Genomic DNA, 13,004 nt, shown 5'->3' with positions numbered 1-13,004 from the left:
TATTCTCTTTTTAAAAATGATTATGCTATTATATTCTTCAAATACGAATAATGCACAGCATCCTCAAGCGTCCTCAACTTCGTGAAGGAAATACCATGACCGCGTCCCAGCCCTTCCTCGACCGCCTCGGCCTGCAATGCCCCATCATCCAGGCGCCGATGGCGGGCGTCTCCACGCCTCGCATGGCCGCCGCCGTCTCGAACGCGGGTGGCCTGGGATCCCTGGCCATCGGCGCCGGCACGGTGGCGCAGGCGCGCCAGATGATCGTGGACACGCGCGCGCTGACGGACAAGCCCTTCAATATCAATGTGTTCTGCCATGCGCCAGCCGTCAGGGATGCGCGGCGCGAAGCGGCCTGGCTGGCCCACCTGGCGCCCCTGTTTGCGGAGCTGGGCGCGGCCGTGCCAGTGCAACTCGACGAGATATATCAAACGTTTATCGGCAATGAGGCGGCGTTTGCCCTGTTGCTGGAACTGCGCCCTGCTGCCGTCAGCTTCCACTTCGGCTTGCCGACGCAGCAGCAGATTGCCGCCCTGCGCCAGGCCGGCATCTACACGCTGGCCACGGCCACCAATCTGCGCGAAGCGCTGCTCATCGAACAGGCGGGCATCGACGCCATCGTGGCGCAAGGCGTGGAAGCGGGCGGACATCGCGGCGTCTTCGACCCGCAGGCGCCGGACGAGCGCCACAGCACCACCGTGCTGCTGCGCCTGCTGGCGGGCCGCACCGCCCTGCCCCTGATCGCCGCCGGCGGCATCATGGATGGACAAGGCATCCGTGCCGCGCTGGACCTGGGCGCGGCTGCCGCCCAGCTGGGCACGGCGTTCGTGCTGTGCCCGGAATCCTCGGCCAACGCCAGCTACCGCGCCAACCTCAAGAGCGAGCGGGCGGCGGCCACGCGTTTGACGGCGGCCCTCTCGGGACGCCTGGCGCGGGGCATGGTGAACCGCCTGATCGAACATGGCGAAGCGCCGGGCAGCCCGCCGCCGGCCGACTATCCCGTCGCCTACGATGCCGCCAAGCAATTGAACGCGGCAGCCAGCCAGCACGGCAACAGTGAATTTGCCGCCCAGTGGGCTGGCCAGGGCGCGCCGCTGGCGCGGGAAATGGGGGCGGCGCAGCTGGTGACCACACTGGCGCGGGAAATGGCCCGCTGATTCCAGGATGGCGTTGAGGTGACGTACTACAAGGACAGCCTGTGGGCTTGCCTCGCACGGCTGGCAGTGGACGGATGACTGCCCCGTGTCCTATTTTTTATACCGCGTCGCCAGCAAATAAACGCCAGCAGCCAGGCAGACCATGCCGACCAAGCTCAATCCCGCTTGCGACAAGCCGGACCAGAACAATGAGCTGGCCAGGGCTGCGGTCATCACCGGCTGCAATTTAAAGGCACACATGCCGATACCCAAAAAAAGCAGTCCGCGGACGGTGCGAGGAGACCAGCTATTCATTTTCTTCCCATTCTTGTGAGCGCATGCGCGCGGCTGGCCAATCTTACACGAGGCGCGCGTCAGGAAAGCAGCGAATTTCCCTCAGCTGTCCGCGCCTACGCCGGCTGCTGCTGCGTGGTGCAGTGGATGCCGCCGCCACCGGCCGCGATGGCGTCGATGTTCAGCTGCACGATGTCGCGCCCGGGGAATTGTTCGCGCAGGATGGCTTTGGTGTTGCGGTCGGCTGTCGCATCGCCGAATTCCGGGCATAGCACGGCGCCGTTGCAGACATAAAAATTGATGTAGCCGGCGGCGAAATCCTTGTTTTCATAGCGAGGACGAACTGAACCAGGTCCGGGCAAGGCCACCACCTGCAGCGCACGGCCGCGCGCATCCGTGGCCTTGCGCAGGATGTCGAGGTGGCGCCGGGTAACGGCGTGCTCGGGCGAGGATGGGTCGCTGTCGAAGCCGGCCGCGACGACGCCGGGAGTGCAGAAGCGGGCATAAAAGTCCGTGTGGCCATCGGTGATGTCCTGGCCGGCGATGCCGGGCAGCCAGATGACTTTCTCGATGCCCAGCAGCCGGCGCAATTCCAGCTCGCACTTTGCCTTGCCGACGCCGGGATTGCGGTTGGCATTCAGCACGCAGCTTTCCGTGATGATGGCCGTGCCCTGCCCATCGACTTCGATGCCGCCCCCTTCCAGCACCAGGCTGCTTTCCAGCACGGCAACGCCGGCGCGTCCGGCCACGAAAGGGGCCACCAGCGCATCGTCGTCATAGTCCTGCTTTTCACCCCAGCCATTGAAATTGAAATTCACGCCGGCCAGCGCCCCGCCCGCCTTCCTGACGAAGACGGGGCCCGTGTCGCGCATCCACAAGTCGTCGATGGGCTGCACCAGCAGCTTGACCTTGTTGCCGCACAGGCGAGCCGCCACGTCGTAATCTTCCTCGTTGACCAGCATGTGCACGGGTTCGACGCTGGCAATCGCCTGCGCGATGCGCGCCAGGTCCGCCTGCGCGCCCGCCTTCAGGCGCTTGCCCCATACCTCGTCATTCGCGCCGAAGGCCATCCAGGTGGCGGCGTGGCGCTCGCCTTCGTCGGGCATGCGCCAGCCCGCGCCCGCCGCCAGGGCCGGAAAACCGGCTGCGGCGCCGGCCGCCAAGCCCAGGGCGCCAGAGAGAAAAAGTCGTCGTTGCATGCTGATCTCCTTTATGCAATTTCCTGTTGCGTGGTGCAATGGATGCCACCGCCACCGGCCGCGATGGGATCGATATTGATCTGGATCACGGCGCGCCCCGGATACAGTTGCGCATACTGCGCCCTGGCGCTGGCGTCCGCCTGCGCATCGCCGAATTCCGGCAGGAAAATGGCGTTGCTGGTGGCATAGTAATTGATGTAGCCGGCGGCGAAGGTGTTCGGGTTGTTTCCAGGCCGAATTTTTTCGGGGCCGTCGATGACGACGATCTGCAGCGGCTGGCCGTCCGCATCGGTGGCACCGCGCAAGATCTCCAAGTGGCGCCGGGTCAGCGCGTAATCGTACGATTCCGGGTCCATCTCGCGGTGCGCGACCACCACGCCGGGGCGCACGAAGCGCGCGTAAAAGTCCGTGTGGGCATCCGTGATGTCCTGGTTCTTGATGCCAGGCAGCCAGATCACCTTGCGGATGCCCAGCAGGCGCAGCAATTCCGCTTCGCAATCGGCCTTGCTCCAGCCCGGGTTGCGGTTGCTGTTCAGCACGCAACTTTCCGTGATGATGGCCGTGCCCTTGCCATCGACTTCCAACGCGCCCCCTTCCAGCACCAGGCGCGTGGCCAGCAGCGGCACCCGGGCCTGGGCCACCACCACGTCGGCCACCTGCCCATCCTTGCCGGACTGCTGCTTGTTGCCCCAGCCATTGAAGTTGAACTTCACGCCGGCCCGCTCGCCGTTCGGCTTGCGCACGAAGACGGGCCCCGTGTCGCGCATCCACACATCATCCATCTCGGCGGGAATCAGGTTCACGCGCGCATCGAACAAGGGCCGCGCGCTGGCCAGCTCGTCCGGGCGCACCAGCATGTTGACGGGTTCATGCGCGGCGATGGCATTGGCGATGCGCACCAGCGCCAGCTGCACCTGCGGCACTTGGGCGCGGGTCCACACAGCGCTGGATGCGCCATACGCCATCCATGTCGCCTTGTGCGCTTCGGCCTCGTCGGGCATGCGCCAGCCGTCGGCCTGATTGACGCCACCGCCGCTAATGCTGGGCGGCGTGGGCGTAACGGGGCCAGCTTCCGAAGCACCGCCGCCACACGCGGCCAGCATGCCGCCCATGGCCAGCGCGCTGCCACCCACCATGCAATGACGCAAGAAATATCGACGTGTATTCATATCCATCCTTGATTAGTTAGTCAGAGTGCCGCGCACCGTTTGCCGGCGCGTTGGCATGCACGGCATTGTGGCGGGATCAAGATATGAAAACAAATGATATGATTTGCCTTAATTCATTATGTTTTCTCATATGCCAGAGCATCGCATTCCTTCGCTGAAGTTGTTAATGGGCTTTGAGGCAGCGGCCCGCCACGGCAATTTCTCGCGCGCGGCCGACGAGCTGCACGTGACGCAGTCGGCCATCAGCCACCAGGTGCAATTGCTGGAAGAACAGGTCAAGCAGCCGCTGTTCCGCCGCGCGGGACGGGGCGTGGAGCTGACGGTGGCGGGCGAAGTGCTGCTGCGCAGCGTGCAGCGCTCGATGACCGTACTGCGCAGCGGCCTGGGGCGCATCGCCACCTATCTCGATCCGGGATTGGTCGTGCTGGTGTGTCCGGCGCCCGTGCTGCACGGCTGGCTGCAGCCCCGGCTGCGCGCGCTGGAAGCGCAGCTGCCCGAATTGTGTCTGCTGCTGTCGGTGGATGAAAGCGCCCGCTTCGTCGATGAGATCGACGTCGATATCGCCATCAGCGACCGCCCCCTCCTGCAAGCGGACTTGCAGGAAATCCCCTTGCTGCGCGATGAATGGCTGCTGGTCGCCAACAGCGAGCTGGCTGCGCGGCTGGCCGGCGTGCCGCAGGATGCGCATCACCTGCACGCGGATCTGGTTTGCCTGGAAGAAAGCCTGACGGGCGACGCCACGGCGCCCCTGTTCCTGGGGCCGCTGGCGCGCTTTCGCAAGCGGGCCATCTATGACGATGCGCGCCTGCTGCTCGACGCCACCCTGGATGGACGCGGCATCGCCTGCCTGCCCCGCTTGCTGGCCGATGCCAGCCTGGCGCGTGGCCAGTTGCACGTCCTGCCCGATTATCCGCGCGTGCCCGGCGCCACCTGGTGGCTGTCGGGCGTGGCGGAACACCCGCGTTCGCCCATCGTCGGGCAAGTATTCGACTGGCTGCGCGCGCAAGGTGCGGCGCAGGGGCAATGATCAGGGCCGCGGCACGCGCGCATAGTCGATGCCGCTGGCCCAGCGGTTTTCCCAGTGCGCCAGGTACGACTGCGCCAGGCGCGCACTGTGCCACACGACGATCACATTTTCGCTGTTGGCGGTGGCGGCATCGGCCGTGTAATTGAAGCTGCCATTCTGCACGGTCACGCCATCGGCCACGATGTACTTGTCGTGATGCAAGGCATAGCGGGAAATCAGGCGCGTGGGAATGCCTGCGCCGACAAGCCGGTCCAGCGCGGCCCGGCTATTCTTGCGCGCGTTGCGCCGCGTATCGGCCAGCACCCTGACATCCACGCCCCGCTGCCGCGCCCGCAGCAAGGCCTCGACCACATGGGGCGAGCTGAACGAATAGGCCGCCAGCCGGATGCTCAATGCCGCACTATCGATGACCTTGAGCACCAGCGCCTCCGCCCCGCCATCGGGAGAAAACGCATTCTCGATGGTGACCACGGGCGCGGCATCGGCGGCAAGCGCCGCTGGCGAAACGCCGTTAGCCAGACACAGCGCAACGGAAAGTACGAGATTCTTCATCGCAGGCGTTTCCCTGTTTCAATACAATGTTGACACAGCCTGCAGGCAGACTCGGAGCTTGGGCGACCGTCGGCTTTCGCCCCAAAGCGGACCTTCCAGCATCCATTAGGAACGGGCGGCGGGCAATGGCTTGGCGTCTGGATATCGGGTAACGAACGAATCGATGGCCCGCGCTGGCAGATTAATCAGAATCGTTCCACTACTATCCCAGCAAGCAATTTCGAACAAAGCGCCTTCTAGCTGCGGCCCCGGTTCCGTGCCGTCCCAATATCGCGGGTTGTCCTCAACGCATGGCGCCGGAGCAGTTATCGGACGAAGCCCCTTCGGTACCGCACTAAACACCGCCCAGATAAACTGAATCTCGTTGGCAAGCAGAAAGCCTGCGAGTTCGTCGCCGGTGAACCATTGATCATCCAGCTCAAACCCCGGTGGCTTCCAGTTAGTTTCGATGTCGCTGACGTACCAGTCATAGTCTTGCGGCGCAATGTTGGCGGCCTCGAACACGTCGCGCATGTTCGTGTACCAGCGAACTTGACTAGTTTTTTCAAGGATGATGTTCTTCATGTGGCTCTTAATCCTCGAACGTTGAAAGACCGCTTCTGGCCGCTTGCCGTCAGCCGACTTCCGGCCGAAATGACCAATGGGCAGCTTTAATCCTAAGCGTATCGCCAGATTGCAGCTCTATTTCAAATTGCCCAGTCTTTAACTCCGCAGAACTATTGACAGATGAGGACGGTCCCCAACTCTCGCGTCTTGGAAGTTCAATGCTTGTAAATCCTTCAAATACAAGCATATGAGGCGGCAAGCCAACTGGCAGTAAACGTATATCGCATCGGGCGGCCTCCCAGCTGACGTAGATGGCTGAAAGCGTAGCGTCGTGTATTAATAAGGTACTAAAATGCATCGCTTTTTTCCAAAAATTTCAAGTGGCCGCTCTTGGCCGGTAGCGGCTGATGTGAACCTAACTACTCGATTCTACCCAAATCGACTTTCCAGGATGATGCTCTCTTATGGTGTCAATCGCGCGCTGAAGTACTGCCTCGGTTACACCTTCAAGTGGATACGTGAAGCGAGATATATTGATATCTGTCTGCTCAGCGAAATCAGCATCCGTCACCGCGTCACAACCACACCATACGACTGCCCCAATGTCGCTTGCAACTTTGCAAATTTCACGAAATCCATTGGCGCTAATTGCAAGATAAATCATAAATCCTCGTGTAAATGAATGCCCGCTTCCGGCCGGTTGCCGCCGTTACCAGGTTCCGCGTGCGGCCATTCACCCCGCTGCAAGCACTATAAATCTTAGAGGCCCATAACAGCCTCGAAGAGATGACGAAGCCAATTTCTAAACGCGAGGCGTTTGGACTCTCGTTGCCTCAGCCGATGCATCAACAACCACGTTGCATACAAGGCGATCATAACGGCGCACGCTGCACTGATGATGGCTGTGAAGATCTGTATAGCTGGAAGCATAACCATCTGTCCTCATTCTCACTACGTCCGCTTGTGGCCGGCTACAGCCAGTTCATGAATTAACAGGGATCAGAAGTTTTAAGCTGGATTTCTCCGAAAGTCATAAAGACCAATGCGGTGTCATCTGGGCCACGATATACGCCATTGGCGTTCCCTAAGCGGTTCGCTACTGCCGCAAAGGCCCAGGCGTCGTCTTCGGAGCACTGTACTGTCCGTGTAGTAAAGGCCGTTATTTTATTTTCATCGCCCCACGCCTGCACGAGTTGTGCGTGGTGACGTAAATTTTCGGGAACCGACGGATGATCCCATCCCCAAAGGAACGTCCCATCCGACCTGTTATAGGTGCCAACGACCTGAATCGACGCGCTCGCGACCATACCGTTTTTAAAATGCAATGTGATCGTACCGTCATCCAGATCAGCAGACCAACGGTCCTCCTCCCCTAGGTGCCAGGTAGTTGCATGAGCTGAAGTCTGCTGCATCAAGCCGTGTTTCGCGGCCTCAATGAATTCCATCGCTGTGCGATCCGTTGCTACTGCAGGTGTCTTTAGTGCAGACATGCCGAAAGCGGCAAGTATTTTCTGAAACATTAGTGCATCGCTTTAGGTAAAAGGGGAAAAACGCTACCATCAAGTTCCAGGTAGCGACAAAATATTTTTGCTAAGGAGAATGTCCGTTTTTGGCCCGCTGCTGTCGTTGGTGGCTTCCGCCCCAATGCAGACATTCAGACCTCGTTGTTGAGAACCGCACAGGCGATCTTGTAGGCAACGTGGTTAGCCTGAAGCTTACTTGGGTAATCGTGGGGGACTACTTCAATAGCCTCGACTTGCAGGTTGCCATTGAGCTCGCTGTTTGCACGTTCCACACCTGCCAAGATCTCCTCGACATGGTTTTTCACATCGAACTTAGGAACCGGATCGACTGTTTTTTCTGAAAGCACCCGTAGGATATGCGGACCATCCGGAGGCATCATTCCAAACTTCAGCGAAACAAGTACACATGCCGGGCCGGTAACGTGTTGGTATCGGTAGAACACTGAACGCTGAATTTTCATGGTGGTTCATCTAGGGTAGTGTCAATCGATAGTCCGCTTTTGGCCGGTTGCTGCTATCAGCCTGCATATGCCTACATTTGTGTCATTCAGCCACCCGAATTAGGGCGTAACTTAACGAAACAGGGATAGTAACTCGCGCGGTACTATTTTCGGCACGCCGACATCAAAGTCCACCATACCGACATCAACTCCATAGGGACCTGCTAACTCTTCGGTTAATGCTCCGCTTCCCAAATAGACTTCATCTAGGTCATGAATTCCAAGGCACATGAGGTTTGTCCTGTCCCCCGGACCGTCATTGTGCGCATCGTGGAAACCGCCGCTCATCTCTACAGCGCGTACGTATGCATGCTGTGCGTCTAAAGCCAGGAAGAGATGTGTTGCAACACGATGCCGTGCCTCCTTCCGAACCACTTCATTCGGTGCGCTGTGATTCCACCAGACGCCCTCCTCTACGATTACAAAGTGCGCATAATAAAGTGGCATAGGTATTTATACTTTTCATTAGAAATCAACATGAATCTCGGATGACCGCTTCTGGCCGACCGCTGTCGTTGGCAGCTTCCGCCCCATTGTGCCGCTCGAAATCACATTCAACGTCAAAGTAATCGCTGCGCCTCAGTCCGTCAAATGCACCATGGTGTGATCCATTTGCTTCAACTTTGCTTCGATCTGATTCAAAGCATGTAGCTTTTCTTCGCGATGAGACCAGTCCCCGGCGGCCAGCGCCTGGGCTCTTTGCTGCCCGATAGCGTCCAATGCCAGTTGTCGCGCCTGTTGGTTGCATGCCGCTCTTAACTTTATCTCCGCAAATGCGAGAGCAATCGACGCTTCGCAGCGCACATCATCGTCCATGGCGTGTATGTCGGCGTATCCCCACTGCTTTGCCAGTTTCTCGAGGAATCGAATTGGCGTAACATCCTTGTGCGTCTTGTGCCACTCGCGATAGCTCTCCAGAAGATCGGCTCCAGTATCATTGCCGTTCGGCGAGAAATCATCCGTGCAGTTCCAAAAAAATGGATCATCCAGCATCTCGCGTGCCTTGGGATGAAAGTCTTCCCAGTCGATTCCCAACTGCTCCCAGGCTGACATGCCATCGCGCTTGGCTTGTGCCGCTGCCTTCAGCCCTGATGCCAGGAGTTGAAGGGCTTCCTCGGAATCCGGGACGCGTTTCCTCGCAGCTTCACAGTGGTCCAGAAATTTCTCCAGGCTAAAATCATCAGTGCGCTTCAATCGTTTGCTCAATAGCCCTAATGCATGGATGACTTCATCCACACCTGCTTTAAAAAGTGGCAAAGATAATGTTGAAGAATGCGTCCAGTCCCGGCCTTCCATCAATTCGCTGGCGATGGCAATCTCGACCTTGCCCTTTGCTCTTCGATAAGTGACCTTGGGCAGCGTTGCGCGGAAATTGTTGTGCGTCTCCAACAGAGATTCCAGCGTCTTCTTTGCCGGACCAGAGTCCCTGAAGTGAAGCGTGACTGCAATTTCCTGAATCGCGCCGCCAAAATTGCCGCTGCCCGCGAGAAGAAAATCCCCGATCGGAGACAACGTTGTGTGACCGCCGTAGCAATTATAGGAATTTGCGACTACATGGAAATCCATTGAATGCTGCCTTTCATCCGAAATTTCAATTGTTCTGAATGTCGATATATATTGCTTGTTCACCTCAAGCCAGCCATGCCGTGGCTACGGCAGCCGGTGCCGGAACGTCGGTTCGATGTTGCGCGCATGCAGCCAGCGCACGATGTCTTCCAGGGTGGCGTCCTGCAACAGCAAGCCTGGCGCGGTGGCGGAAGATGTAACAGGCGATGCGGCCACGGGAACAGGCGCTGGCGAAGACTCCGAAAGGCCCGCATGTCCCTGCAACTGCGCCAGCGCCTGCGCGAATTGTCCCGGGTTGATGCTGCGCAAGCTTTCCAGGAAGCCCAGCTGGGCGGCTGGCGGCGGCGGCATGTCCAGGCCCGGTTCGTCGACGAAGGCGGCGCCCATGCTGGAGTGGATGAAGGCGGCCCACTTGCCGGACGGCTGCAGGCTTGGCGGCAGCGCCACCTGCTCCACGTAAGCGGGCGGCGCCACGGCGAGAATGTCGGTCGAGGCAGGCAAAAAAGTTGAACGCAGCAGCTGCACGAACTGGCGCGCCTGGGCGGCGGGCACGGGCGTGGCCAGTGACAGCCATAACTGGAACGCCGTACCCGAGATGCTGACGGCGGGCGCCGGCAAGTCCAGCTCGTGCTGCACGGCGTTGGCGATCGTGCACAGCGCGCTCCAGTGCGACTCACCGCCGCCCTTGCCGCCAAACTCCAGCACCAGCGCGCGCGCCAGGCCACTCCCGGTCACGAGTTGCACCGCTACCGTCTGCTCGCCCGACAGATGGCGCGCCAGCACGGCCGGCGTCAGCGGCTGCGCGCCGCCGTCCGCATCGACGTATTGCTGCTGTTCATCGAACAGATACAGGCGGGTGAGTTCAGAAATCAGTTTATGCATGGGCGGCCTCGTAATGACGTTGAGCAACACTTGTCAACGTGCCCAGATTATAGCCTCCCCTGCCCCTGTATCTCAGCGCGCCGGCATGCCGGCAGCCTGCCGCGACCGTCCAGCGCCAAACACCAGCCAGCTGGCCACGGCGAACAGGCAGGCAGCCACGCCGCCGTACAGCATCACGGCGCCAAAACCTTGTGCCAGCGCAAGCTTCGCCACGCCATCCGGCAGCGCGGCGGCGCCCTTGCCTGCCGAAAAATTCTCCGCCATGGCGCGCAAGGTGGCCACGTCCAGTCCCCCGGGCAAGTGCTGCCGCAAGGCGGACTGGATGGCTTCGACGAGGATAAAGCCCATCAGCGCGATATTGATGGACAGGCTGACCATGCGCACGCTGATGTCGATGCTGGACGCCATGCCGGCCCGTTCGCCCGGCACGGCACCCGTCGTCGTGTTGGTGACGGGCGTATTGGTCAAGCCCAGGCCCGTGCCAGCCAGCAGGCAGCCGGGCAGGATCGTCAGCCAGCTGGCGGCGTCTGCATGGCTGCCCCAGCACATCAGCAGCAAGCCCGTGCCGATGGCCAGCAGGCCAGCAGGGATCACCGCATCGGCCCGGTAGCGCAGCGTCAGCCGCTCGGCCAGCGGCGGCACGAGCAAGGTGGGCAAGGTGTAGGCCAGCAAGGTCAGGCCCGTCCCCAGGCTGCTATAGCCGAGGCCGTGCTGCACGTACAGGGGCAGATAAATCATGAGGGGCCAGAAACTGCAGTTCATGCCCGCCGAACCGAGCAGCGCACCCGAGAAGCGGCGGATGCGGAACACGGAAAAGTCGATCATCGGTTCGGCCTGGCGCCGTTCGATGACGGCAAACGCGGCAAAACCGGTTAGCGCCACGGCCAGGCTGGCCACCGTACGGGGATCGCTGAAACCCAGCGCCGGCCCCTGCGTGATGCACCACGCCAGACTGAACACGGCCAGCGACAGGGTAGCGATGCCCGCCACGTCCAGCTTGCGCCGCTGCGGGTCGCGCGACTCGCTCACGCCCAGGCCCGCCAGCAGCAGCGCAACGACGGTAAGCGGGCCGTGCACGAGAAATACCCATTGCCAGTTTGACAGCGCGACGATGGCCGCGCCGATGATGGGGCCGAAGCCCAGGCCCAGGCCAAACACGATGCCCCAGGCGCCAAACGCCCTGCCCCGCGCCGCGCCGGCCGGGAACTGCTGCGACAGCACGGCCACCTGGCAAATCAGCATGGCACCGCCAGCCATGCCCTGCAGCGCGCGCGCGGCGATCAGCACGCCCGTGCTGCCGGACCAGCCGCATGCGAGGGAGCTGACGCCGAACAGGGCCAGGCTGGCGAGCAGCAATCGCTTGCGGCCATAGCGGTCAGCCAGGGTACCTGTTGCCATCAGCACGGTGGTGCAGGCCAGGGTGTAGGCGTTCATGATCCACTGCAAGTCCTTGAAGTCGCCATGCAGCAAGGTTTCCAGCGTGGGCAGGATGACGGGCACGCTGGAAATTTCCAGGCCGAACATGAGCGAGGCCAGGCAGACGGTGGCCAGGGTCAGTGCATTTTGTTGCGAATGAGTCAGTAACATCGAAACCTTGTTATCGGTAGTCATGGAGGGGCGCGTAAAGGCGGCGCACTGCGAGCCGCCATTCTAGAAAGCCTCGTCTCATGAGGGAAATGATAAAATTTTGTACAATTCATTCATTTTCATCATGAATCACAGGAACCCCATGGACTTCGACACCGCCCTGCTGCGCGCCTTTGTGGCCGTCCAGGAAACGGGCGGCTTTACGCGTGCCGCCGAACGGCTGCACCTGAGCCAGTCCGCCATCAGCCACCAGATCCGCCGCCTGGAAGAGCAAGCGGGCGCCGCGCTGCTGGTGCGCACGACGCGCAGCCTGAGCCTGACGGAAGATGGTGCAGATTTTCTGCGCCACGCGCGGCAGATCCTGGCGGCCCAGGATGCGCTGTCGCGGCGCTTCCAGCGCTCCTCGATTGCGGGCGCCGTGCGCTTTGGCGTGCCGGAAAATTTCATGGGCGCGCGCCTGCCGGCCCTGCTGGCGCAGTTCGCGCACCTGTTTCCGTCCGTGCGCCTGGATGTCACGGTGGGTACCTATCTTGACTTGCAAAAACTGGTCGCGGCCGATGCGCTGGACCTGGCCGTCGTCATGGTCCTGGCGGACGGGCAAGATGAGGCGGCCGTGCTGCGCCGCACGCGCTTCGTCTGGGCCGCGGCGCATGACTTCCGGCATGACGGCGCGCTGCCCCTGCCGCTGGCGTTTTCACCGGCGCCCTGTATGCACCGGCAAGTGGGCGTCGACGCCCTCGATGGCGCCGGACTCGACTGGCGCGTGGCGTTCACCTCGCCCAGCCAGCAGGGCTTGCGCGCCGCCGTGCTGGCCGGGCTGGCCATCACGGCCTTGCCACAGGGCGACCTGGAAGCGGGCATGGTGGTCATCGATGGCCAGCATGGCTTGCCCGCCCTGCCCGCCGCCCAGTTCCAGCTGCTGTGGCGCGCCGCCGGCAGCACGGCGGCGGCCGACGCTTTCGGACAATTGCTGCGCGAGTGGTCAGGCGCTGCGGCGGCATGACAGCGCAGACAACAAGCCCA

Annotated in this window: 14 protein-coding genes; 3 read left to right on the top strand and 11 right to left on the bottom strand. The window is 61.3% G+C overall.

The features are described from left to right. Window positions 1-95 precede the first annotated feature (95 nt). A complete protein-coding gene (locus JAB1_RS07990) occupies window positions 96-1,157 on the top strand; it encodes a nitronate monooxygenase (RefSeq protein ID WP_070279404.1) in 1,062 nt (353 codons plus the stop codon). A 90-nt stretch (window positions 1,158-1,247) separates the two neighbouring features. On the opposite strand, the gene JAB1_RS29495 is transcribed toward JAB1_RS07990, so the two are convergent. The 3 genes from JAB1_RS29495 to JAB1_RS07980 form a co-directional block, all read right to left on the bottom strand. Next, window positions 1,248-1,451, bottom strand: a complete 204-nt coding sequence (locus tag JAB1_RS29495; RefSeq protein WP_139144478.1) for a hypothetical protein — start codon at window positions 1,449-1,451, stop codon at window positions 1,248-1,250. A 95-nt stretch (window positions 1,452-1,546) separates the two neighbouring features. After that, window positions 1,547-2,629, bottom strand: a complete 1,083-nt coding sequence (locus tag JAB1_RS07985) for an agmatine deiminase family protein (RefSeq protein ID WP_070279403.1) — start codon at window positions 2,627-2,629, stop codon at window positions 1,547-1,549. An 11-nt stretch (window positions 2,630-2,640) separates the two neighbouring features. Beyond that, entirely contained in the window at window positions 2,641-3,798 is a 1,158-nt protein-coding gene (locus JAB1_RS07980; protein WP_083299610.1) for an agmatine deiminase family protein, read from the bottom strand. A gap of 166 nt (window positions 3,799-3,964) precedes the next feature. On the opposite strand from JAB1_RS07980, the gene JAB1_RS07975 reads away from it, so the two are divergent. Continuing rightward, window positions 3,965-4,825 carry a LysR substrate-binding domain-containing protein gene (locus tag JAB1_RS07975; RefSeq protein ID WP_254672004.1) on the top strand — a complete coding sequence of 287 codons (861 nt, stop codon included), beginning with the start codon at window positions 3,965-3,967 and terminating at the stop codon, window positions 4,823-4,825. Here JAB1_RS07975 and JAB1_RS07970 read toward each other — a convergent pair whose 3' ends face one another. From JAB1_RS07970 to JAB1_RS07945, 8 genes are all read right to left on the bottom strand, one after another. Next, window positions 4,826-5,377, bottom strand: a complete 552-nt coding sequence (locus JAB1_RS07970) for a phospholipase D family protein (protein ID WP_083299609.1) — start codon at window positions 5,375-5,377, stop codon at window positions 4,826-4,828. Between the two features lie 105 nt (window positions 5,378-5,482). Then, window positions 5,483-5,941: a hypothetical protein gene (locus tag JAB1_RS07965; RefSeq protein WP_070279400.1), complete on the bottom strand. Its 459-nt coding sequence runs from the start codon at window positions 5,939-5,941 to the stop codon at window positions 5,483-5,485. A gap of 971 nt (window positions 5,942-6,912) precedes the next feature. Then, window positions 6,913-7,443 (bottom strand): DUF6882 domain-containing protein, encoded by a 531-nt coding sequence (locus tag JAB1_RS07960; protein WP_217494271.1) that lies wholly within the window; start codon window positions 7,441-7,443, stop codon window positions 6,913-6,915. Between the two features lie 134 nt (window positions 7,444-7,577). Further along, window positions 7,578-7,907, bottom strand: a complete 330-nt coding sequence (locus JAB1_RS29490) for a hypothetical protein (protein WP_139144477.1) — start codon at window positions 7,905-7,907, stop codon at window positions 7,578-7,580. 111 nt (window positions 7,908-8,018) lie between these two features. After that, window positions 8,019-8,393 (bottom strand): hypothetical protein, encoded by a 375-nt coding sequence (locus JAB1_RS29850; RefSeq protein WP_175445032.1) that lies wholly within the window; start codon window positions 8,391-8,393, stop codon window positions 8,019-8,021. A 132-nt stretch (window positions 8,394-8,525) separates the two neighbouring features. Continuing rightward, entirely contained in the window at window positions 8,526-9,575 is a 1,050-nt protein-coding gene (locus tag JAB1_RS07955; protein ID WP_139144476.1) for a hypothetical protein, read from the bottom strand. 21 nt (window positions 9,576-9,596) lie between these two features. Continuing rightward, window positions 9,597-10,394, bottom strand: coding sequence for a hypothetical protein (locus JAB1_RS07950; RefSeq protein ID WP_070279398.1), 798 nt, complete (start codon window positions 10,392-10,394; stop codon window positions 9,597-9,599). 72 nt (window positions 10,395-10,466) lie between these two features. Beyond that, a complete protein-coding gene (locus JAB1_RS07945; protein WP_175445031.1) occupies window positions 10,467-11,981 on the bottom strand; it encodes an MFS transporter in 1,515 nt (504 codons plus the stop codon). Between the two features lie 142 nt (window positions 11,982-12,123). On the opposite strand from JAB1_RS07945, the gene JAB1_RS07940 reads away from it, so the two are divergent. Next, on the top strand, window positions 12,124-12,984 hold the full coding sequence (locus tag JAB1_RS07940; protein WP_070279397.1) for a LysR substrate-binding domain-containing protein: 861 nt from the start codon (window positions 12,124-12,126) through the stop codon (window positions 12,982-12,984). The last annotated feature ends 20 nt before the right edge of the window (window positions 12,985-13,004 follow it).

Origin of the sequence: Janthinobacterium sp. MP5059B, assembly GCF_001758645.1 — a bacterium.
GTDB classification, from domain to species: Bacteria; Pseudomonadota; Gammaproteobacteria; order Burkholderiales; family Burkholderiaceae_D; genus Janthinobacterium; species Janthinobacterium lividum.
This window is presented reverse-complemented; position numbering and strand designations above follow the sequence as displayed.

Bases quoted from the DNA above. Each gene is read 5' to 3' on its own strand.
- JAB1_RS07970 (WP_083299609.1), bottom strand. From the start codon at position 5,377: ATGAAGAATCTCGTACTTTCCGTTGCGCTGTGTCTGGCTAACGGCGTT.
- JAB1_RS07975 (WP_254672004.1), top strand. From the start codon at position 3,965: ATGGGCTTTGAGGCAGCGGCCCGCCACGGCAATTTCTCGCGCGCGGCC.
- JAB1_RS07990 (WP_070279404.1), top strand. From the start codon at position 96: ATGACCGCGTCCCAGCCCTTCCTCGACCGCCTCGGCCTGCAATGCCCC.
- JAB1_RS07945 (WP_175445031.1), bottom strand. From the start codon at position 11,981: ATGTTACTGACTCATTCGCAACAAAATGCACTGACCCTGGCCACCGTC.
- JAB1_RS07980 (WP_083299610.1), bottom strand. From the start codon at position 3,798: ATGAATACACGTCGATATTTCTTGCGTCATTGCATGGTGGGTGGCAGC.
- JAB1_RS07940 (WP_070279397.1), top strand. From the start codon at position 12,124: ATGGACTTCGACACCGCCCTGCTGCGCGCCTTTGTGGCCGTCCAGGAA.
- JAB1_RS07985 (WP_070279403.1), bottom strand. From the start codon at position 2,629: ATGCAACGACGACTTTTTCTCTCTGGCGCCCTGGGCTTGGCGGCCGGC.
- JAB1_RS07960 (WP_217494271.1), bottom strand. From the start codon at position 7,443: ATGTTTCAGAAAATACTTGCCGCTTTCGGCATGTCTGCACTAAAGACA.
- JAB1_RS07950 (WP_070279398.1), bottom strand. From the start codon at position 10,394: ATGCATAAACTGATTTCTGAACTCACCCGCCTGTATCTGTTCGATGAA.
- JAB1_RS07965 (WP_070279400.1), bottom strand. From the start codon at position 5,941: ATGAAGAACATCATCCTTGAAAAAACTAGTCAAGTTCGCTGGTACACG.
- JAB1_RS29850 (WP_175445032.1), bottom strand. From the start codon at position 8,393: ATGCCACTTTATTATGCGCACTTTGTAATCGTAGAGGAGGGCGTCTGG.
- JAB1_RS29495 (WP_139144478.1), bottom strand. From the start codon at position 1,451: ATGAATAGCTGGTCTCCTCGCACCGTCCGCGGACTGCTTTTTTTGGGT.
- JAB1_RS29490 (WP_139144477.1), bottom strand. From the start codon at position 7,907: ATGAAAATTCAGCGTTCAGTGTTCTACCGATACCAACACGTTACCGGC.